Below are 17,926 nucleotides of genomic sequence, written 5' to 3' on the forward strand. Positions count from 1 at the left end.
TGCACTTTCGCACAGTCGCTGTGACGCAACCGTGCGTTACGGATCATCTTTGTGAACTGAAAACGAAGAATTCCTTGACAATAAGGGATGGCATCCGAATTGCCATAACCTAGCACTGCAAGCGACGTTTGACGTGTCTTTGCAGGCACGCGATCGCATCCTCATTCGATGCCTACCGGAGTTCATCATGCGTGTATTACTAGCGAACGATTCTTCGCAACACTCCAAGGCGGCTGCCGACTACCTATTGTCGTTGCCGTTTCGCCGCCCGATCGATTTGGATATCGTTTCGGCGGTGGTGCCACCGATGATGATCGATTCGGGGACAATGTTAATGCCCACGGATCTGGGGTTATTCATTGACGAAGAGTGTGAAGCGGCGAAGCAACGCGTCGAGCAAACCGCGACGGGGTTAAGCGGCCCCGTTCATTCGTTACAGACTCATGTTCCTGTGGGATCGCCGTCGACCGAACTACTAAAGGTCGCCGAGGAGAGCGATGCGGATTTGATCGTCTTAGGCGCCGTTGGACATTCGGCCCTTGAGCGTGTATTGCTAGGCAGCATTTCCGATTATGTGGCGACGCACAGTGGTACGTCGACTTTGATCGTCCGTCCGCTGCGTGAATCAAGCGAAGCACCTGCGCTGCGTAAAATTGTCATCGCGTTATCGGGACGCCCCGAAGATCAACGGATGATCGATTGGCTGAAGCCGTTTAAATGGGCCGGCGGAATCGAAGTCCATCTGGTTCGGATTCTGCATGTCAATTCGTTTTATCGACAAGACATTCGACAGAAAGCGTCCGAGTTTTGGACCGACTATTTGAAGCAAGCCAACGAGCACATGTTAAGTCTCGAGTCCGCGGTCCAAGAGATGGGGCTAGACACCGAAACGCACTTGGTCGAAGGAGACCATATTGGCGAGACCTTGGTGGAGTACGCCGACGAGCACGGCTGTGATCTGATGATGATCGGCGATAGCGATAGCGGATTGTTGACGCGTGTGTTTTTGGGCAGTACATCACGCTATGTGCTTCGCCACGCACACTGCAGCGTGTTGATCGTGCGTGACAAACATGATCATCGCGAGGCAAAGCAAGCAGCCGCAGCGAAAACGCACGCAGCGGCTCATTGACAATATGTGCGAACGTTACTGTGGTATGCTTCGCGGAAGCGGCGCGAGCCCGGTGCTATCTACCTTGTCGCTGGACGGGTGGTTTTCGTAGCGGTGCGGCGCGAGCCGCCCGGTTAAAATCGAACATTTTACTCGCCGCGGTCGAACGACTTGCGTCATGCCGTGACCGAAGTCGATCGCACGACGAGACCACTTGCGGTTTCGTCGTAAAGTAGAGGCGTTGCATGATTCTTTGGTGTCTTGTTGTTGCCCAGTTTGTGCTCGCGGCGGCGATCGTGCTGACCGCTCAATGGGATCCGTTGCCGTGGTTGCAGCTGGCATTGGCGTCGCCGGGAATCGCTCTGGCCATCTCGGCTTGGGCTGCGGTGGGGCTACGCAAGATACGTGTACATCCGAGTCCGACCGAGAAAACGCGGCTCGTTATGAGCGGCCCCTATTCGATTGTGCGGCATCCGATGTACAGCGGTTTGCTGTGGTTCACGTTGATGTTGCTGGTGCCGACAATCTCAGTGTGGCGTGTCGTGGCGTGGTTTGCGTTGTCGGCAGTGCTGATGGTCAAGGCGAATTATGAAGAAAACGCGATGAGTGCGAGGTTTCCGCAGTACCCGCACTACATGAAAAAAGTTGGGGGGCTCATTCCGAAGATCTCAGGAAAATTGCGGGATTAAGTCTGCGAGTCCTGGCGGGTTACCGATCGATGCATTGAAGATGCGGAACTGATATACTTTGGCCAATATGTCGGTGGGCCGAATGCCAGTGTGTTCGGTTCTCGATTCTGACCCAACCGTCTCTGATCTCTTGCGGAACCCTGCTATGCAACGAAAAGATGCGAAACAGTTTGATCAAAAAGTTCTCGACCTCTATGACGATTACGCGCACGGACGATTGAATCGCCGCGAGTATGTTAGCCGATTGGCTGCATTTGCGGTGGGTGGGCTGACAGTGGAAGCGTTAATGGCAAACTTGAGTCCCAATTACGCGTGGGCTCAACAAGTGAAACCCGATGACGCTCGCATTAAAACGGAAACCGCAACGTACGCCTCACCCCAGGGTGCGGGTGAGATGAAGGGCTTGCTGGCTCGCCCGGCTGAGGGGACCAAGTTTCCTGCGGTCTTGGTCATTCACGAAAATCGGGGATTGAATCCGTACATCGAAGACGTCACGCGACGTTTGGCTACCGAAGGATTTCTGGCGTTTGCACCGGATGCGCTGACACCGCTGGGAGGCTATCCTGGTAACGACGACGAAGGTCGCGCGATGCAGGCCAAACGTGATCGTGATGAAATGACTCAAGATTTTATCGCGGCGGCCAAGTTTTTGGACACTCATGAGCTGTCCACCGGAAAAGTGGGCACCGTCGGATTTTGTTTTGGCGGCGGAATGGTGAATCAATTGGCGGTCCAGATCCCTGACGTTATCGACGCGGCGGTTCCATTTTACGGCAGCCAGCCAGACGCCAGTGACGTGGCGAAAATTGATGCTCCGTTGTTAATTCACAACGCGGAACTTGATCGCCGTATCCTGGCGGGCGCTCCAGCGTTCGAGCAAGCGCTGAAACAAAACAACAAGCCATTCGAAGCGTTTGTCTATCCCGGAGTGAACCACGGTTTCCATAACGATACCACTCCACGTTACGACAAGGACGCCGCCACGTTAGCTTGGCAACGTACGATCGCGTTCTTCAAAAAGAACTTGGTCTAAGAGCGGGTGTCGCCACCGGCGCTCGAGATCCGCGTCCGCCGCAAGAGTCGAAGGCATCGATCGTATTACTGAAGGATTTTCAATTTGACGTAGCCTAGGCTTCGAGCCTGGGTTTGCAGTGATTCCCAGGCTGGAAGCCTAGGCTACGTGAGTTCAACAACGCTACAGTCATAAAATCGACATCCCAAGTCGCTGGGCGTTTGCCAGCGGCCTTGCGATGTTGGACGCTTGGCTGTGAAAAGCACTCGCCCACCCCCAAAGCGACGGGGCTGATCTAGTCGGCGATTTTCTTGATTTCAAAGAAATACCCCAGATTGCCATCGATCTGACGACGCGGGTGATATCGTTATGATGACGTTCTCTACGTGTAAACTGGCATTTTCACGGTGTTTTCGCTTTGGCATAGGCGGTGCGATGGTTGGAGGTTTGACGGCAGTGCTTTTGCTGCCAAAAGGAAACCTCCCTTCCAGGACCGCTCAATGAAACGCTTACTTGCAATCGCCTTCTCTGCTGCCGCAATCACCTTGTTTGTTGTCGCGCCGACCGCGTCGGCTGCAGATTATTTTTATGGGCACGGGGGGCAGCACGGCAGCCACTCGAGCCATCCGCATCGTGGATACGGGTATCCGCACAGCGGGCACGGGCATTCATCGCACCATGGTTACGGCGGTTATTCGTACACGCCGAGTTATCAATACGGGTCGAACTATCGCGGACGATCCTCTCGTTACCCGACCTATTCGCAGGGATACGGGGGCAGTCGCCATTATGGACACGGTGGCGGATTGCATTTGGACATCGGCCGCTTCCATCTCGGATTGGGTGATCATCACTGATCGCAGCTCGCCGATTGGAATTGTCATGCGGCGTGACTCGATCCGCCGCGGACGTTTGCTTAGGAAAGCACGTTGACCTGGTTAGCAATACGCTTCACACCAGGGGTAGTGCGTGCGATAGTCAGGACAGAGGTCCTGTCGCTTGCATTTGTCACGGTACCGCTAAGTTGCACGTGCCCGTTTTCGTCACTGGCGACCTCAATCTCGCTGAAGCCTAGTCGTTGCAGTGACGCACGCAATCTCGATTCTATACTGTCTTTCATGACTCAGCCCCTATCGTGGGTGCCCCCTTAATCTGTCCGTGCGTTTACCGGTCCGAAGCATACACGGAATCAGCCAACAATAGCAATCCGGTTAAGTAATATACGGTTAAGTAATATACGTTGGACCGGTCGGCCTGCCTCAGCGTGCTATCGGCGGAGGAGGCGGCAGTTGCAGGGTCGCGGCGTCTTGAGTTAACGATTGTTGGTACAGCTTCAGCAAATTAAATACCGACTGGAACTCGGGCCTGCTCGATAGCCCCTGAAAGCGGGGGTCGCTATTGGCGACGTTGAAGTGATCCAGGGTGATCTGTAGTTGCTCGGGGGTTGTGGGGGTGCCATCGAGAAACAGTGACGATGGTAGGGCAAGATAGTTTTTCCATTGATCGTCAAGCATGTCATACAGTTTGGGGGCCAGTTGCACCAATTGAGCACGCAGGCCCTCGGTATGAGTCGCCGCATGTTGCTGGATCCAGCCACTTTGTTGATCTTGAGCGGTGATGGGGATTGGCGGAGTTGCGGTGGTATTGGCGTAACTAGCAACCGTTTGCGTCAACTGATCCGCTAGCGGGGGCACAACGACAGGTTGTCCTGGAGCAGGGCTGCGATAATACGCACCGGTCGACCATGGATCAACTTGCAGGACAGAGCCGTCGATGGAAACGCCGGCGAAAAGACCGCGGGTTCGCGAGTAGGTGTAGATTTCCGCTTGCAGTTGGCCATCAGTGGCAACGGCGGTCTCCCGCCCCACTGGACCGGCAGCAGCAGCCGCATCGGCGCCGAGCGTCAACTTTCCCGACAAGATTCCTTGGACGCTTCGTTCGGTCTTGAAAACCAAGATGATATCGGATGACTGCACACCGACTTGCCATCCGATGTTTCCTCCGGTCAACGTGATAAAAACCGGAGCGTGCCAAACGCCTTCGGGTTCCCGTACAAACAGTAATCCTCGGCCACGGCGGGCTCCGACGATGAAGCTACCTTTGATCACGTTCGGGACAATCGCCACCGCGTTGGCGTTGGACAGCATGGCTTGGGGGATACGGTTCAGCGGAGCGGTCATGGCTTCGTTAAAAACGACCGCCGAGGCTTGCATGACCTGTTCCTCCAACAACTGAGCGTGGGATGTCGAGGTCAGCCAAAATGATGTCAATACCAGCGTGATTGCTGTGAGGCGACAGGAACGATTCATGGTAAATTTCTTCGCAAAAGTGGGGCGAGATTCCTCAGCAACTTGAATCATGCTCGCAGGTGCCGTGCCATTATGTGCCGTGCCATTGAAGTGTAGAGCATCCCGGCAAATAAAAGAACACGAACGGGTAACTCCGCCACGCTTGTTCGGCGACTTCGGTTCGGCGACTTCGGTTCGGCGACTTCGGTTCGGCGACTTCGGCACTCGGGGCTTTCGGCACTCGGGGCTTTCGGCACTCGGGGCTTTCGGGATCGACTATAGTGGCGGTGACAATGAAATCCCTCGAATCCTTTCTTTGGTGTAATCACAACGGCGGTGACGGATGATCCATTTACGAATGCCCCTATTTTTACTTGCGATGATGGCGATGTGGACGGTCGATGCCACCGCCGAAATACCCGATTTGCGGTTCCGAGCTTTGCTTGCCAAGGACACACTTGATCCGCCGGAAGAGGATTCTGATGATGCACGCGACTGTTTGAGGGGGTTGATCTGGTCGCCGAGCGAGTTCGAAGTGTCTTGGGATTCCCCCTTGGTAGGCAAAGGGGACGCGCTTGCCGTGTTCCCATCGCCGAAGCCAAGTGGTGATTTGCGGAACGATCGCGTGCCGATGGAGTGCTATTTTGCGCGTGATGAAAACGGCGAACCAATCACCGCACCTGCGGTGGTCGTGGTTCATGAGTCAGGATCGAAGATGGCGGTGGGGCGTGTGTTTGCACGAGGGTTCCAGACATGCGGCGTTCATGCGTTCCTGATCCACTTGCCCTACTATGGAAACCGCCGCTCCGCCGAGGAGCATCCGAATCGTCGCATGGTGATCGATGCGATCCCGCAAGCGGTTGCGGATGTCCGGCGTGCTCGCGATGCCGTTGCAGCGCTGCCGTATGTCCTGGACGGTCGCGTGTCGCTGCAGGGCACCAGTCTCGGCGGGTTCGTCTCCGCAACCAGTGCTTGTCTGGATAGCGGGGCGAAAGGCTGCGGCTTTGAAAACGTCTTTATCCTGCTGGCCGGAGGCAATTTGATGGAGGTGATTCAAAGTGGGAAAAAGGACGCTGCAAAATTCCGTCAACAACTCGAGCGATCTGGACTTTCGCAGGACCAGATCGGTGCGCTCGTCAACCGTGTCGAACCGATGCGAATCGCTCATCGTTTAGATCCCAAGCACACCTGGATCTACTCCGCCGACTACGACCAGGTCGTCCCGATCCAAAACGCAATCGCGCTGGCCCAGACCGCCGAACTCGATCCGAGTCATCATGTGAGAATGCTGGGTAACCATTATTCCGGCGTCGTCTACATCCCGTTTGTGATCCCCAAAATGGCCAAGGTCATTCGCGAAAATTAAAGCAAGTGACTGAATAAACGCTAATTTGAAAATAGTGAATTTCAAAAGGCCATTTGCGATTTCGTGTCCTGACAACGTGGATCCGAGTATAAAACTGCGGATTGAAATCATTTCTGGTTTGCCACTGCTATCCCACCTCTTGCCTTTCCCGATCAATTCGAATGTTCCACCCACCCTGCTCCACCGCCAACGAACGCACGTCGATTGACTTTCCACGCCCCAAATCACGCGTTGCCATGTCGGCCGATCCGGCGAAGATGAGCCGTCGCGTCTTTGTCTCCTCGACCGCGGCTGCATTGGCAGCGGCACCCGCACTTGCGCCGGCGAGTGATACCAAACCTCGGCGAATCGGTGTGATCGGTCACACGGGGCAGGGGAACTTTGGCCACGGCATCGACACGGTATGGCTGGAATTGCCCGAAACCAAGATCGTCGGTGTCGCAGACGCCAATTCGCAAGGAAGGGAACAGGCAAAACAGCGTCTCGGGTGCGAGCGTGCGTTCTCGGATTATCGCGAGATGATCCAGCAGGTCCAGCCCGAGATTGTTGCGGTGGGACCGCGCTATGTCGATCAGCACCATGCGATGATCATGGCGGCGATCGACGGCGGCGCGAAAGGGATTTATTGCGAAAAGCCGTTCTGTCGCACGCTGCAAGAGGCGGATCAGATCGTTGCAGCATGTCAGCGATCCGGAACGCGATTGGCGATCGCTCATCGCAATCGTTATCATCCTGCCCTGCCGGTGACCCAAGCGGCCATCAAGCAAGGCGCGATCGGCAAGGTGCTCGAGATTCGCTGTCGCGGTAAAGAGGACACGCGAGGTGGCGGGCAAGACTTGTGGGTCTTAGGAACGCACCTGTTCAATCTTGCTGCCTACTTTGCCGGCACCCCAACGGCTTGCTCAGCCACTTACTACGCGGGCGATCATCCCGCCACCGTCGCGGACGTTTTGCCAGGCAGCGAAGGGATTGGACCAATCGCCGGAAATCGTTTGCACGCGCGGTACGATACGCAAAGCGGCACACCGATCTTCTTTGACTCGATCCGTGGCGCTGGAGTGGCAAAAGCAGGATTCGGGATCCAGATCGTGGGAACCGAAGGTGTGATCGATCTGCGGATGGATACAGAGCCGCTTGTCCATCTTTTGCGTGGCAATCCGTTTCAGCCCACCGCAATACCACGACGCTGGGTCAACATCAGCAGTGCCGGGATCGGCAAGCCCGAGCCGATCCCGGACATCAAACGCTTGGTCAGCAAACATATCCTGCCGGCTCGCGATTTGATCGCGTCAATCGACCAAGCTCGGCAACCGCTGTGTAGCGACACCGATGGTCGCGTGACTCTCGAAATGGTGCATGCGACGTTCGCGTCCCATGTCCAGCAAGGCCAACGCGTCTCGCTGCCCTTGGTGACGCGGACGCACCCGTTCGATGGGTGGAACAACAGCCGCTGATGCTGCGGCGCATTTCGTAGCGAAACTCGCCAAGAGTTTCGAGGATCAAAACGTCATGGAACGAAAGTCACAACGACTTCCGCTACGCCCAATTAGCACGCGGATCGCGTAGCTACGCTCGCCAGAGCGTGGGTGCTTGCGTTGCTCGTCGCGATATCGCGATTAACATTGAGAACAATGTGTGTTCAATGTGATGTCGCATTGTCGTGACGCGCCGTCAAAATGAACTCTTCTGCTAGCCAGCTTCGAATTGCCTTTCAGCCGTGAAACTGCCGTAAAACACGGGGTTTCATAGCAAATCGTTGGGCGTGAAACCCGACTGGCACGGCACATGCGTTTTCTTGGCTTCGGCAGACATGACTGCAAGAAAAATTTACAAACCAAGGAAAATAGAAATGGCCGTTATCAACAAAACATTCGCTTCGCTTGCACTATGCCTGACCGCGTTCTGCTCGACTGCTTCGGCGGATACGTACCAGCACATCGATCAATTGGCGTTGCAGATCGCGGTTCAATCGAACCAGATCGTGGGTGAAACGCGGCATTACCGGCACACGCCCGAGTACCGTCATCTGCTGAGCGACGCACGGGATATGGCGCGATTCGCGGACCACATTCACGAACTCGCCCATCATCGATCGAGCGTCAGCCATTTGGACCGCGATCTGGCGCAGCTGGATTCGAAATTCCATCACCTCGAGTCTTTGTTTGATGGTATCGAACGCCGTTCGGCTCACGGCTATGGTCATGTGCACGGCAACACGTCGCACGTACGAATGTTGCTCAACGCGATTGAAAACAACATCCATCATCTGCGTGACGACATTCAAACGCTTCGCACCCCGGTTTACACATCACCCTATTCGAGCAATTGGGGCGGCTACTCGAGTCGTTGGGGTGGTTACACCGCACGTCCCTCGAGCAGCGGTTTTGGGCATGTCGACCACCACGACGATCATGGTTCGCATTCGCAGCGATCGCGTTCGCGAGGAATCACGATTGGCGGAGGCAGCTCGCGGTTCACGATCAGGTTCTAAATCGCCTGATTCACGACTGAAGACGCCAGATCTAGCCATGACGCCAGATCGAGCAACAAGTTAATCTTGTTTGGCGTCTTGGGCCGCAGAGACGGCATCGGCTGGCTTGTTTTGGGCCGGCTTATTCTTGGCCGACTTGTCTGCCTCGACAAAATTCAGCGAGGCGCTGTTCATGCAGTAGCGTTTGCCCGTCGGTTCCGGCCCGTCATCAAAGACGTGGCCAAGGTGGGCACCACATCGCGAACAGTGCACTTCAACTCGCGTGTAAATCAATCGCCAATCGTTACGAAACCCAACCACCTTCTCGTCTTTGGGCTGATAGAAGCTAGGCCACCCGGTTCCCGATTTGAACTTGGTTTTGCTGTCGAATAATTCTTGTTCGCAAACGATACAGTGATAGGTGCCCTCTTTTTTGTTGTCCCAATATTTGTTGCGAAACGCAGGTTCGGTGGCCTCATTTTGGGTGACATCGTATTGCATTCGATTAAGTGACCGACGCAGTTCCGATTTGCTCTTGGGCTGATAAGCCGGCTCGGCGTCCGTTGGGGACTTGTCTCGCGCATCGGCAGTCGAGGCCACGGGGGTGTCATCGGCGTGTGCGATCGTCAATGTCGAAACGAACAACATGCCCGCAAGAGACACGATTCCCGCAAAGCACGCGGGAGCAGAAAGGGGCAGGTTTAGGCAGGTTTTCATCGGCGGGGCTCCAAAAAAACTATCAAGGATCGACCTCTATTATCATCATCACGGCGGGGCAAGGGCAAGCATTGTTTTGCCCGCCGCCCTATTTCGCCGCCCTATTTCAATGAGGGGGACACCAACGATTTTGAAGGAATTTCGCAAATCGTGGTCCGTACTAAATGGTCGTAACGCCACTGATTCCGTCACTTTTCGTCGTTTCGAGGATGTTTCGAGGATGTTTCGAGTTAGAGGAGAGCGATTGGACCATCGTTGCTTTTTTGCGATGGACTGGCGATTTTAGCGGCGGACCAACGTCACGCCTTCGCCTCGCCATAGTACCCGCAAATCCTCGTCGCTCCACGTTTCACGGCCGATCGAAGGATCGCCGACATCGAGCAAGCCATCGTCTTTCCGCCCAAATAGAACGATGGAATGACGGAATCCGGGGTCCCACCCATAGCGATCCACGTAAATAGGGTCTGCGCCGTAGCGGGGCAATCCGACCACCAACGCTGCAGGCCAAGGCCCTTTCGCCAATAAACTCTCAATATCGGTGTGTAGTACTTCGGGACGGTAGCGAGTCGACATCGTCGCCAACGAGAGTCCACGCCACAGTCCAAGTGAGGGTGTACCGCGTGCATCGGTCAGACAGTGGTCGACCATCGCAGCTTCGGTCATTTCAATGCCGACACTTTTCAGCAAAGTTGCGGCCGCTGCGGCGCTGCATGTATTTGTGTGCGACTGAATGCATACCTGTTCCGAATCCCATAAATTGGATCCCGAAACGGGGCGAAAAACGGGTTGCAGGACCGGTTGGAATAGCGTCGCCAAGGCTAACGCTGCCATCAGCGATGCGGACAGAACGCGGCGCCACAACGGGCGATGGGGCAACCGAAACGCCGCCCCGCTGGCGACCGCCAACGCAAACGCGGTCCAGTTCGAAAAAATGATTGCGGATGAAAACGGCAACAGTGTCGCCCACCCCATCCGGTCTTTGGTGGCGTACAGCAGCACAAAGGAGACCAGTACCGCAGCGGCTAAGACGAGCGAGGGCGTGTTGGAAGCGTTCTCGTGGCGCGTGTCATTTAACTGGGTGTCATTTAACTGGGTGTCATTTAACGAAGGCTCATTCCGCTTGGGCTCGCTCGGCCTCGGACGCAGTAACCATGCGACTACCACGACGAGCGTGGCAGCGATCAGCGTTGTGATCGACAGAGCAATGATCAAGTCCATCGTGAAGCCCCGTAGTTGACTTCATCGGAGACGCGAAGCATCCGATTTTTGGCGAGTGAATGTCGACAGCGAATGGAAGATTCGTGAAATTCGAGCCGCAGCGTGGCAACCGACCGACAAACCGCGTGCGCTGCGTTGGGATGTTGTTTCTGCGAAGGATGCCTTCTATTGTAGTGCATCGCGTCGTCGCCGCGAACGCGATCTCCGTTTTCATCGATAGCCCCCCTGCCCCACCCATGTCTTCTGTTCAGCTTTGCACTATTCAAAAATGCTTCTCGAGCCAACTTGTCTTGGACTCGCTTAGCTTGCACGTCGTGGCGGATGAGTATTTTGTGCTGCTTGGCCAAAGCGGTTGTGGCAAGACGACGACGTTACGGGTGATCGCCGGGATTGAATCGCCCGATGCAGGAAGCGTTTTGATCGGTGGGCAGGACATTACGTCGCAGCAAGCGCGAAAGCGGGATGTTTCGCTAATGTTTCAGGGAGACGGTTTGTACCCTCACATGACAGTGCGTCAAACGTTGGCGTATCCGATCAAAGGCATGCTGCCGGCGGTGGAAATCGAGCGACGGATCGCTTGCGCCGCGAGACTATTGGGGCTCGACACGCTATTGGACCGCCATCCGGAAAAGTTGAGTGGCGGTGAACTGCGACGCGCCGGGCTAGCAAAATCGGTCGTTCGCCAAGCCATGGTGCGTTTGTTAGATGAACCCCTTTCGGCACTCGATGGGGCGGTACGCTATCAATTTCAACAAGATCTGAGCCGTTGGCATCGTGAAATTCCGGGCACCACGATCCATGTCACTCACGATGGTGACGAAGCGATGCGGATGGCCGATCGGATTGCGGTGATGCACCAGGGAAGGATTGTGCAAGTGGGAACGCCAGAGGAGATCTATCACGATCCCTCTTGCATCGCGGTTGCACAATCACTCGGTTCGCCCCCGATCAACCTGATAAAGGCACCCCTTCGCGGCGGCCAACTGAGATTGCCATGGGGCACGTCACCCGCAGTAGCGCAGGGCGACGTCGTCGAGGATCCCGTCGTGGTTGCGATCCGACCCGAGAGCTTTCGACTTGTAAACGAACCACCGGCCGCCAATGGATTTGCGGTGACCGCGATCTGTCGTTGGCGTCAAATTTTTGGCGGTCGCTGCCACGCTCGGTTCGAGCTGGATCGCCGTGACAACCCAAGCAACGATCTTAAGAACGAGGACCTCGTCAATGCGATCCTCGATCAAGATTGCGGCCTGCAAGTCGGCGACACCGTCACACTCGCGGTACAGTCGTGCGACGTGCAGCTATTTGCCGAATCGGGCGAGCGAATTGAGTGGGGGTGATAGCCGAAGCATCACACCAACCGTGATTACGATTGGTGAACCAATTTGCGAAACGCCTCGTTCAATTGCAGGGTCACGGGGCCTGGTTTACCATCACCGATATTGCGATTGTCGATTTGCACGGCGGGGATCACCTCGGCGGCGCTGCCGGTCAAGAAGCATTCATCCGCGACGTAGATGTCATGGCGTGTCATCGGAGCTTGGCGAGTCTCGATTCCTGCAGCGACGGCCAGTTCCAAAACGGCGTTCCGTGTGATGCCTTCGAGAATTCCTGCATCGATTGGGGGTGTCGTCAAAACGCCATTTTTGATCAGGAAGATGTTGTCGCCGGTACACTCAGCGACTTCGCCTTTGTGGTTCAGCATCACGGCTTCGATACAGCCTGCATTGAGACCTTCGATCTTGGCCATGATATTGTTCAGGTAGTTGAGCGACTTGATTCGCGGGCTCAGTGCGGCCGGATGGTTGCGGATCGTCGATGCCGTCACCAGTTTGAGTCCCTCGGTGTAGTGGCTTTCAGGGTACAGCGTGATTTTGTCGGCGATGATGATGACTTGCGGATCGACGCAGCGAAACGGATCGAGCCCGAGCGGTCCGGCCCCGCGAGTGACAATCAGGCGGATATAACCATCGGTCAGTCCATTTTCTTTGACCGTTGCGTTGACATCGTCGGTCAATTGCTCGATCGACATGGGGATCGTTAATGCGATCGCGCGAGCCGATTCCCACAGTCGTTCGAGGTGTTGTTGCAGACGAAAAACGTTGCCGCTGTAGATTCGCATGCCTTCGAAGACACCATCCCCGTAGAGCAATCCATGGTCAAAAACGCTGATTTTGGCGTTTTCGCGGTCAAAGTACTGGCCATTGATATAGATTTTGCGATTCATAAAACCGAGAGCAGAGGGGGGGTAGGTAAAGGGGAAGAAAGCGTTCGGCACGGCGGCAATGCTAATCAATATCTTGAGCCGTGACAGCGCGGACGACTTCGGCATCAAAATAATTAATTTCCATGGCGGCATCGACGACGATCGATTGGGCCGCGACACCGCTGCTGCGTGGGCTGAGCAGAAATGCGGCGGTATTGGCGACTTCGTCCGTGGTGACCGCCCGGCCGCGCGGGATGACCTTTTCAGCGTATAGGTAGGAATCGACGTAGCCTGGGATGCCGGCCGACGCACTTGTCTTCAACAGTCCTGCCGAGACGGCATTAAACCGTACTTCGCTGAATCGGCTAAAGGATTTGGTTAGAAACGCCAACGACGATTCGAGTGCGGCCTTGATCGGTGCCATAAACCCGTAACTCTCACTCGCCATCCGCGTCGTGCTGATCCCAATCGTGACCACCGAGGCATTTTTAGCAAATCGGTCACGTAGTGCGTTGCAAACGCTGATCAGCGAATAGGCGGAAATGTCGACCGCCTGCAGGAATTGGCGGCGTGTGGTCTCGTGGAACGGCCGGATGCCTTCGGGATAATCGGCGAACGCGATCGAGTGGACCAAGCCATCAATCGTGACCCCGTCTGCCTCAAGCGTCGCCGCGAGCTGATCAATTTGAGCTTGATCCTCGACATCACAAACCAACACGGTTTCACCACTTAGTAATTTGCTGAGACTCTCTTTTCGCGATTCGCTTCGTACGCTGTAGATCACGTTGGCGCCGGCGGCACGCAGGACTTTTGCGATGGCAAATGCCACACTCTTTTTGTTGGCCACGCCCATGATCAAAATGGTCTTATCACGGAGAGACAAAAAATCGGCAACGGGTTCGTTAGGACGGGTCGAATTCACAGCGGCGTCTAAGAGTGGAGGGGCGGATTGGTTAGCCGGGGTTGGCAACGGTGCAGGCGAAGTTTAATCGTGCGGTGACTTTCCCGCCAAGTAGCATTTTGCCAGTCAAGAAAAATGCATTGCTGACGTGATCATCCAATTTGGCATGGATTTCCACGGTATCGCCCGGCCGAACCATATTCTTGAACTTGACATTGTCTAAGCGAGTTGCCACCGGCACCGCTCCTTCAGCCATCTCGGCAATTTGAGCCAGCAGGATTGCCCCGGCCTGCAAACAGCATTCACACTGGATCACGCCAGGCACGATCGGATGGTCTGGGAAATGGCCTTGTACAAAAAACTCGTCATCGCTGAACGTTTTTCGGCACACAATCTCGGTCTCGGTCATCGAGACAATTTCGTCGACAAGTCGCATCGGTTTGCGATGCGGAATCAATTTCTCAATTTGTTCGATAGTCATGAAGAAGCAACAAAAGGGGGGGCAACGAATAAACAGGGGGCTGCTTTCGGGGCATAACGACCGAAGAAGCAGCGTCAGGATGCAAAACAAGCAACCGAGGGGGGGATCGCTCGTATGAAACCACCGTATTTCAAGCAAGCAGACTTTAAACCAGTTCGTACGCTTCGGCGAGCGCCCCGATCACCGACGCTTGGTCACCGCATTGCGAAAACGCCAATCCGGAAAGGTTGCGGAATCCATCAAGGGCGTGGCGATAATAGGCCAGTTCGGCTTGTTTGACATACCGGCGACGCAGTTCGTCGGACAAATCGCAGACACCGCCGCCGATAACGAGCAGATCGTAGTCACCGATGTAGTTGATCATCAACATGGCAACGCCGAGTGCCGCGGCTTGGTCATCAAACAATTCGATCGCCAACGGATCGCCTGACGAGGCAAGTTCACGAAGCTGTTTGGCTTTATCCTTGATCGAACAATCAAGCGAATTCAGCGGATGATCGCTCCATTGTGGCAGCGACAATCGGTAACCAAGCTGATGCGTTAACGCGGTCAATGAAATTGCGGACTCGGCTGAGCTGTAGGCATTTCCGACTTTGAGTTGACGATCATGATCGTAACGAAACGCGTCGTACGGCAGGAATACGTGTCCCGCATGCCCGGCACGGCCTTCGCGACCTCGGACCACTTTGCCTCGCGACACTTCGCCACCGCCCAGCCCGGTGCCAACCGCCAAGAAAAACAACGAGTCAAGCTTGTCGGGTTGATGATCGTTCGGATCGATCGGGGGGGCGTCGTTCCACTGCATTTTTTCGGTGCGTATCACATACTCGCCCAGCGCCGCAGCTTGACCGTCGCCAAGGTAGCGAACCGGGGTTTGGGCTCCGGTTTGCGATAACCGCGTTTGCAGGTTTTCGCGTATTCCAAAATTGACCCAATCGGGATGCGCCAAATTCGGGGTGGTCAACAACACGCCATCAAGCGTGGCGGGACCGGGAGTAGCAATGACCAACGATTGGACATCGGCGATCGTGCCCTCGAGATGCTGAAGCTCGCTGATCACTGCATCATGCAGATCGTCGACCGTCGCCTGAGGCCCTTCACTGGACCGCGTCGGAAATTGATCAGAGATTTTTAGGATCTCGTGGTTCTCGTTCCCGATCGCGACCGTCGAAGTCGTGCCACCTACATCGATCCCTACAAAATATTTCACGGTGAACCCTCCTGAATAACATTCGCCAGGCGAAAAAACGCGGACGCTGGACGAAACGACGCGGAGCCCACCTTCAGAATACCAGCGAACAGTAGCGGTGCGGCGCGATCCGCCCGGTTGGCGCGAGTAAAATGTTCAAATTAGATCGGTGCCGCATCGCCTTACCGCCGCACTGCCGCACCGCAAAAAACGGCGGGCTAGTGTCGATGTGGCAACGCGGACATCGCTTTCCTGCGGCCGCCGCGGCGTTAGCTGTTTTGTTTCGCGAACGCTCGCATGTCGCTTTCGATGCCTTCGAGTCGTTTGACGATCGTTTGTCCAGCCGCATCGAGGTCTTGCGAATCCTCTGGCGAGACTCGCGTGAAGACATACAGCTTGATCTTCGGCTCGGTGCCGCTTGGACGCGCCGCGACGTAGTTGCCTTCCTCGTCCAAATCCAAAATGATCAGGTCACCCTTGGGGCCGGAAAGTGCCGATTTCTCGCCGCTGGCGACATCCAACTTGGTTTGACTTCCATAGTCGCGGATCTGCTTGACTGCGATTCCTGCAAGCGATTTTGGTGGCGTTTCACGGAACGCTTTCATCAACCGCTGCATTGCCGCCATGCCTTCGCTGCCCTCCATCACCAAGTTGATCAATGCTTCCTTGTGGTAGCCATGTTTTTGGTGCAGATCGGCCAGACGTGTGTGCAGCGATTTGCCTTGAGCTTTCAATTCGGCTGCCAATTCACTCATCAACATGCAAGCGACTGCACCATCTTTGTCGCGTGCGTATTGTCCCACCAAATAGCCATGCGATTCCTCGGTGCCGAACACAAATTGGTCGGGACCTTCGCGATCGATGACTTCGGCAATGTATTTGAACCCGACCAACAGATCGCCAACACAACGGACGCCGTAATCCTCGGCGATACGTCGGATTAGTTCACTGGTGACGAGCGTTTTGACAACGTAGTGGTCCGCGGACAACGTTCCAGCGGCTTCGCGTTTGCTGAGCACGTAGTCGGCAAGCAGTGACCCGATTTGGTTGCCGTCAAAGGTGCCCCATGGGCCTGTGGAATCGGTGGTCTTGGGGGCGGCGACTCCGAGCCGGTCACAATCGGGATCGGTCGCCAAGATCAGGTCGAGTTCTTTGGACTGGGCATATTGGATGGGTTCGTCAAAGACCGCTTTGTTTTCGGGATTCGAGACGTGTCCCGGAACGTTAGGAAAGTCGCCACTTTTTTCTTCATGAGGCCCATAGACTTCGACGCTCTGGAACCCGTCACGCTCTAGCAGGGGCATCACGGCGGCGGCACCAACACCGTGCAGCGGCGAGTACAGGATTTTAGCGTCACGCGGTCCGGAAAACGCCTGGGCTGCAGCGGCGTCGAGAAACGCCTTATCAATTTCGTCGGTGACCACTTCGACGCGTCCATCGGCCAAAGCTTCGGCAAATGGGACCGCCTTGATCTCTTGGCACGACATCACTTGTTCGATGATCGCTTTGTCGTGCGGCGGCAACACTTGAGCTCCGCTGGACCAGTAAACCTTCACCGCGTTATCGCTTGGCGGATTGTGGCTGGCGGTCACCATGATTCCGCAATCACAATTTTTGTGACGCACCGCGAACGACAATTGCGGCGTCGCTCGATAATCGTCAAGCAAGTAGACTTTGATTCCTGCCGCGACCATGATTCCGGCGCACAGTTCCGTAAAGTGGCGTGATTTGTGCCGAGTGTCATACGCGATGGCGCACGACAATGCGTCGCTGCGTCCTTGGCGTTTGGCGTAATCGACGACGTAGTTGGCCAATCCTTGGGCGCTTTCACCGATCGTGCGGGCGTTGATCGCGTTAGAGCCGATTGGATACATCCGGCCGCGGCGTCCTCCGGTACCAAACGGAATGATCGTCCAAAAAACATCATCCAATTTCTGCCACTGTTGTTCGCGGATGTGTTTGGCCACTTCCTCGCGGTACGGGGCGTAGCGATCTTCGGTTAACCATGAACGAATGTGGCCGGCCGCAGACTTGCTGATCTTTGACTCGCTCGCAGCGGTTTCAACAGCGGATAGTAGTTCTTGCACGAATCGCTCCGGAAAAGTATTCAGTAATCAAAAAAACAGTGGCAGGGTGCCCGACATGCTGGTTTCGCAGTTAAGCTAATCAAACTAAAACGCGTGTCAGTCAAACCAACGCTTCGTTTTACATGAATAGCGTGCGGGGCACGAATCGGCACCTTTGGCTGACGCACCCTCGCGGATACTCCTTGCAAGAA

The 17,926-nt window shown here is 55.4% G+C and carries 18 protein-coding genes; 9 read left to right on the forward strand and 9 right to left on the reverse strand.

The window, feature by feature from the left end:
• Nucleotides 1-187: 187 nt before the first annotated feature.
• The 4 genes from ABD971_RS16445 to ABD971_RS16460 all read left to right on the forward strand — a co-directional run bounded on the left by ABD971_RS16445 (nucleotide 188) and on the right by ABD971_RS16460 (nucleotide 3,669).
• The gene (locus tag ABD971_RS16445; protein ID WP_345323808.1) at nucleotides 188-1,132 is read left to right on the forward strand and encodes a universal stress protein; all 945 of its coding nucleotides are present in this window, start codon (nucleotides 188-190) and stop codon (nucleotides 1,130-1,132) included.
• A 224-nt stretch (nucleotides 1,133-1,356) separates the two neighbouring features.
• Nucleotides 1,357-1,800 (forward strand): methyltransferase family protein, encoded by a 444-nt coding sequence (locus ABD971_RS16450; protein WP_345323810.1) that lies wholly within the window; start codon nucleotides 1,357-1,359, stop codon nucleotides 1,798-1,800.
• A gap of 145 nt (nucleotides 1,801-1,945) precedes the next feature.
• Entirely contained in the window at nucleotides 1,946-2,833 is an 888-nt protein-coding gene (locus ABD971_RS16455) for a dienelactone hydrolase family protein (RefSeq protein ID WP_345323811.1), read from the forward strand.
• Between the two features lie 479 nt (nucleotides 2,834-3,312).
• Nucleotides 3,313-3,669, forward strand: a complete 357-nt coding sequence (locus ABD971_RS16460; RefSeq protein ID WP_345323813.1) for a hypothetical protein — start codon at nucleotides 3,313-3,315, stop codon at nucleotides 3,667-3,669.
• A 59-nt stretch (nucleotides 3,670-3,728) separates the two neighbouring features.
• Here ABD971_RS16460 and ABD971_RS36085 read toward each other — a convergent pair whose 3' ends face one another.
• Together ABD971_RS36085 and ABD971_RS16465 are read right to left on the reverse strand one after the other, a co-directional pair.
• Entirely contained in the window at nucleotides 3,729-3,932 is a 204-nt protein-coding gene (locus ABD971_RS36085; RefSeq protein WP_425571323.1) for a BON domain-containing protein, read from the reverse strand.
• A gap of 139 nt (nucleotides 3,933-4,071) precedes the next feature.
• The gene (locus ABD971_RS16465) at nucleotides 4,072-5,121 is read right to left on the reverse strand and encodes a lipid-binding SYLF domain-containing protein (RefSeq protein WP_345323815.1); all 1,050 of its coding nucleotides are present in this window, start codon (nucleotides 5,119-5,121) and stop codon (nucleotides 4,072-4,074) included.
• Between the two features lie 337 nt (nucleotides 5,122-5,458).
• Between ABD971_RS16465 and ABD971_RS16470 the strand changes: the two genes are divergently transcribed.
• The 3 genes from ABD971_RS16470 to ABD971_RS16480 all read left to right on the forward strand — a co-directional run bounded on the left by ABD971_RS16470 (nucleotide 5,459) and on the right by ABD971_RS16480 (nucleotide 8,957).
• A complete protein-coding gene (locus ABD971_RS16470; protein WP_345323817.1) occupies nucleotides 5,459-6,466 on the forward strand; it encodes a dienelactone hydrolase family protein in 1,008 nt (335 codons plus the stop codon).
• Nucleotides 6,467-6,627: 161 nt separating this feature from the next.
• Nucleotides 6,628-7,920 carry a Gfo/Idh/MocA family protein gene (locus tag ABD971_RS16475; RefSeq protein ID WP_345323819.1) on the forward strand — a complete coding sequence of 431 codons (1,293 nt, stop codon included), beginning with the start codon at nucleotides 6,628-6,630 and terminating at the stop codon, nucleotides 7,918-7,920.
• A 395-nt stretch (nucleotides 7,921-8,315) separates the two neighbouring features.
• On the forward strand, nucleotides 8,316-8,957 hold the full coding sequence (locus ABD971_RS16480) for a hypothetical protein (RefSeq protein WP_345323821.1): 642 nt from the start codon (nucleotides 8,316-8,318) through the stop codon (nucleotides 8,955-8,957).
• 60 nt (nucleotides 8,958-9,017) lie between these two features.
• Here ABD971_RS16480 and msrB read toward each other — a convergent pair whose 3' ends face one another.
• Both msrB and ABD971_RS16490 read right to left on the reverse strand, forming a co-directional pair.
• Nucleotides 9,018-9,653, reverse strand: coding sequence for a peptide-methionine (R)-S-oxide reductase MsrB (gene msrB, locus ABD971_RS16485; protein ID WP_345323823.1), 636 nt, complete (start codon nucleotides 9,651-9,653; stop codon nucleotides 9,018-9,020).
• A 282-nt stretch (nucleotides 9,654-9,935) separates the two neighbouring features.
• A complete protein-coding gene (locus ABD971_RS16490; protein ID WP_345323825.1) occupies nucleotides 9,936-10,871 on the reverse strand; it encodes a cysteine peptidase family C39 domain-containing protein in 936 nt (311 codons plus the stop codon).
• A 55-nt stretch (nucleotides 10,872-10,926) separates the two neighbouring features.
• Here ABD971_RS16490 and ABD971_RS16495 point away from each other — a divergent pair, with 55 nt between their 5' ends.
• Both ABD971_RS16495 and ABD971_RS16500 read left to right on the forward strand, forming a co-directional pair.
• On the forward strand, nucleotides 10,927-11,091 hold the full coding sequence (locus tag ABD971_RS16495) for a hypothetical protein (RefSeq protein ID WP_339945941.1): 165 nt from the start codon (nucleotides 10,927-10,929) through the stop codon (nucleotides 11,089-11,091).
• 16 nt (nucleotides 11,092-11,107) lie between these two features.
• Nucleotides 11,108-12,211, forward strand: a complete 1,104-nt coding sequence (locus ABD971_RS16500; RefSeq protein WP_345323827.1) for an ABC transporter ATP-binding protein — start codon at nucleotides 11,108-11,110, stop codon at nucleotides 12,209-12,211.
• Between the two features lie 26 nt (nucleotides 12,212-12,237).
• On the opposite strand, the gene ilvE is transcribed toward ABD971_RS16500, so the two are convergent.
• The 5 genes from ilvE to ABD971_RS16525 form a co-directional block, all read right to left on the reverse strand.
• Nucleotides 12,238-13,098, reverse strand: a complete 861-nt coding sequence (gene ilvE / locus ABD971_RS16505) for a branched-chain-amino-acid transaminase (RefSeq protein ID WP_345323868.1) — start codon at nucleotides 13,096-13,098, stop codon at nucleotides 12,238-12,240.
• 61 nt (nucleotides 13,099-13,159) lie between these two features.
• On the reverse strand, nucleotides 13,160-13,999 hold the full coding sequence (locus tag ABD971_RS16510; protein ID WP_339945947.1) for an enoyl-ACP reductase FabI: 840 nt from the start codon (nucleotides 13,997-13,999) through the stop codon (nucleotides 13,160-13,162).
• A gap of 31 nt (nucleotides 14,000-14,030) precedes the next feature.
• Entirely contained in the window at nucleotides 14,031-14,459 is a 429-nt protein-coding gene (locus tag ABD971_RS16515; RefSeq protein ID WP_339945949.1) for a 3-hydroxyacyl-ACP dehydratase FabZ family protein, read from the reverse strand.
• A 145-nt stretch (nucleotides 14,460-14,604) separates the two neighbouring features.
• Nucleotides 14,605-15,669: an ROK family protein gene (locus ABD971_RS16520; RefSeq protein ID WP_345323830.1), complete on the reverse strand. Its 1,065-nt coding sequence runs from the start codon at nucleotides 15,667-15,669 to the stop codon at nucleotides 14,605-14,607.
• 248 nt (nucleotides 15,670-15,917) lie between these two features.
• A complete protein-coding gene (locus ABD971_RS16525; protein WP_345323832.1) occupies nucleotides 15,918-17,735 on the reverse strand; it encodes a phospho-sugar mutase in 1,818 nt (605 codons plus the stop codon).
• Nucleotides 17,736-17,926: the final 191 nt, after the last annotated feature.

Source organism: Novipirellula rosea (genome assembly GCF_039541335.1).
In the GTDB taxonomy this organism is placed as follows: Bacteria; Planctomycetota; Planctomycetia; order Pirellulales; family Pirellulaceae; genus Novipirellula; species Novipirellula rosea.

What these genes read in the sequence shown, in the direction of transcription:
- ABD971_RS16445 (WP_345323808.1), top strand. Translation starts at nt 188, where the DNA reads ATGCGTGTATTACTAGCGAACGATTCTTCGCAACACTCCAAGGCGGCT.
- ABD971_RS16450 (WP_345323810.1), top strand. Translation starts at nt 1,357, where the DNA reads ATGATTCTTTGGTGTCTTGTTGTTGCCCAGTTTGTGCTCGCGGCGGCG.
- ABD971_RS16455 (WP_345323811.1), top strand. Translation starts at nt 1,946, where the DNA reads ATGCAACGAAAAGATGCGAAACAGTTTGATCAAAAAGTTCTCGACCTC.
- ABD971_RS16460 (WP_345323813.1), top strand. Translation starts at nt 3,313, where the DNA reads ATGAAACGCTTACTTGCAATCGCCTTCTCTGCTGCCGCAATCACCTTG.
- ABD971_RS36085 (WP_425571323.1), bottom strand. Translation starts at nt 3,932, where the DNA reads ATGAAAGACAGTATAGAATCGAGATTGCGTGCGTCACTGCAACGACTA.
- ABD971_RS16465 (WP_345323815.1), bottom strand. Translation starts at nt 5,121, where the DNA reads ATGAATCGTTCCTGTCGCCTCACAGCAATCACGCTGGTATTGACATCA.
- ABD971_RS16470 (WP_345323817.1), top strand. Translation starts at nt 5,459, where the DNA reads ATGCCCCTATTTTTACTTGCGATGATGGCGATGTGGACGGTCGATGCC.
- ABD971_RS16475 (WP_345323819.1), top strand. Translation starts at nt 6,628, where the DNA reads ATGTTCCACCCACCCTGCTCCACCGCCAACGAACGCACGTCGATTGAC.
- ABD971_RS16480 (WP_345323821.1), top strand. Translation starts at nt 8,316, where the DNA reads ATGGCCGTTATCAACAAAACATTCGCTTCGCTTGCACTATGCCTGACC.
- msrB (WP_345323823.1), bottom strand. Translation starts at nt 9,653, where the DNA reads ATGAAAACCTGCCTAAACCTGCCCCTTTCTGCTCCCGCGTGCTTTGCG.
- ABD971_RS16490 (WP_345323825.1), bottom strand. Translation starts at nt 10,871, where the DNA reads ATGGACTTGATCATTGCTCTGTCGATCACAACGCTGATCGCTGCCACG.
- ABD971_RS16500 (WP_345323827.1), top strand. Translation starts at nt 11,108, where the DNA reads ATGTCTTCTGTTCAGCTTTGCACTATTCAAAAATGCTTCTCGAGCCAA.
- ilvE (WP_345323868.1), bottom strand. Translation starts at nt 13,098, where the DNA reads ATGAATCGCAAAATCTATATCAATGGCCAGTACTTTGACCGCGAAAAC.
- ABD971_RS16515 (WP_339945949.1), bottom strand. Translation starts at nt 14,459, where the DNA reads ATGACTATCGAACAAATTGAGAAATTGATTCCGCATCGCAAACCGATG.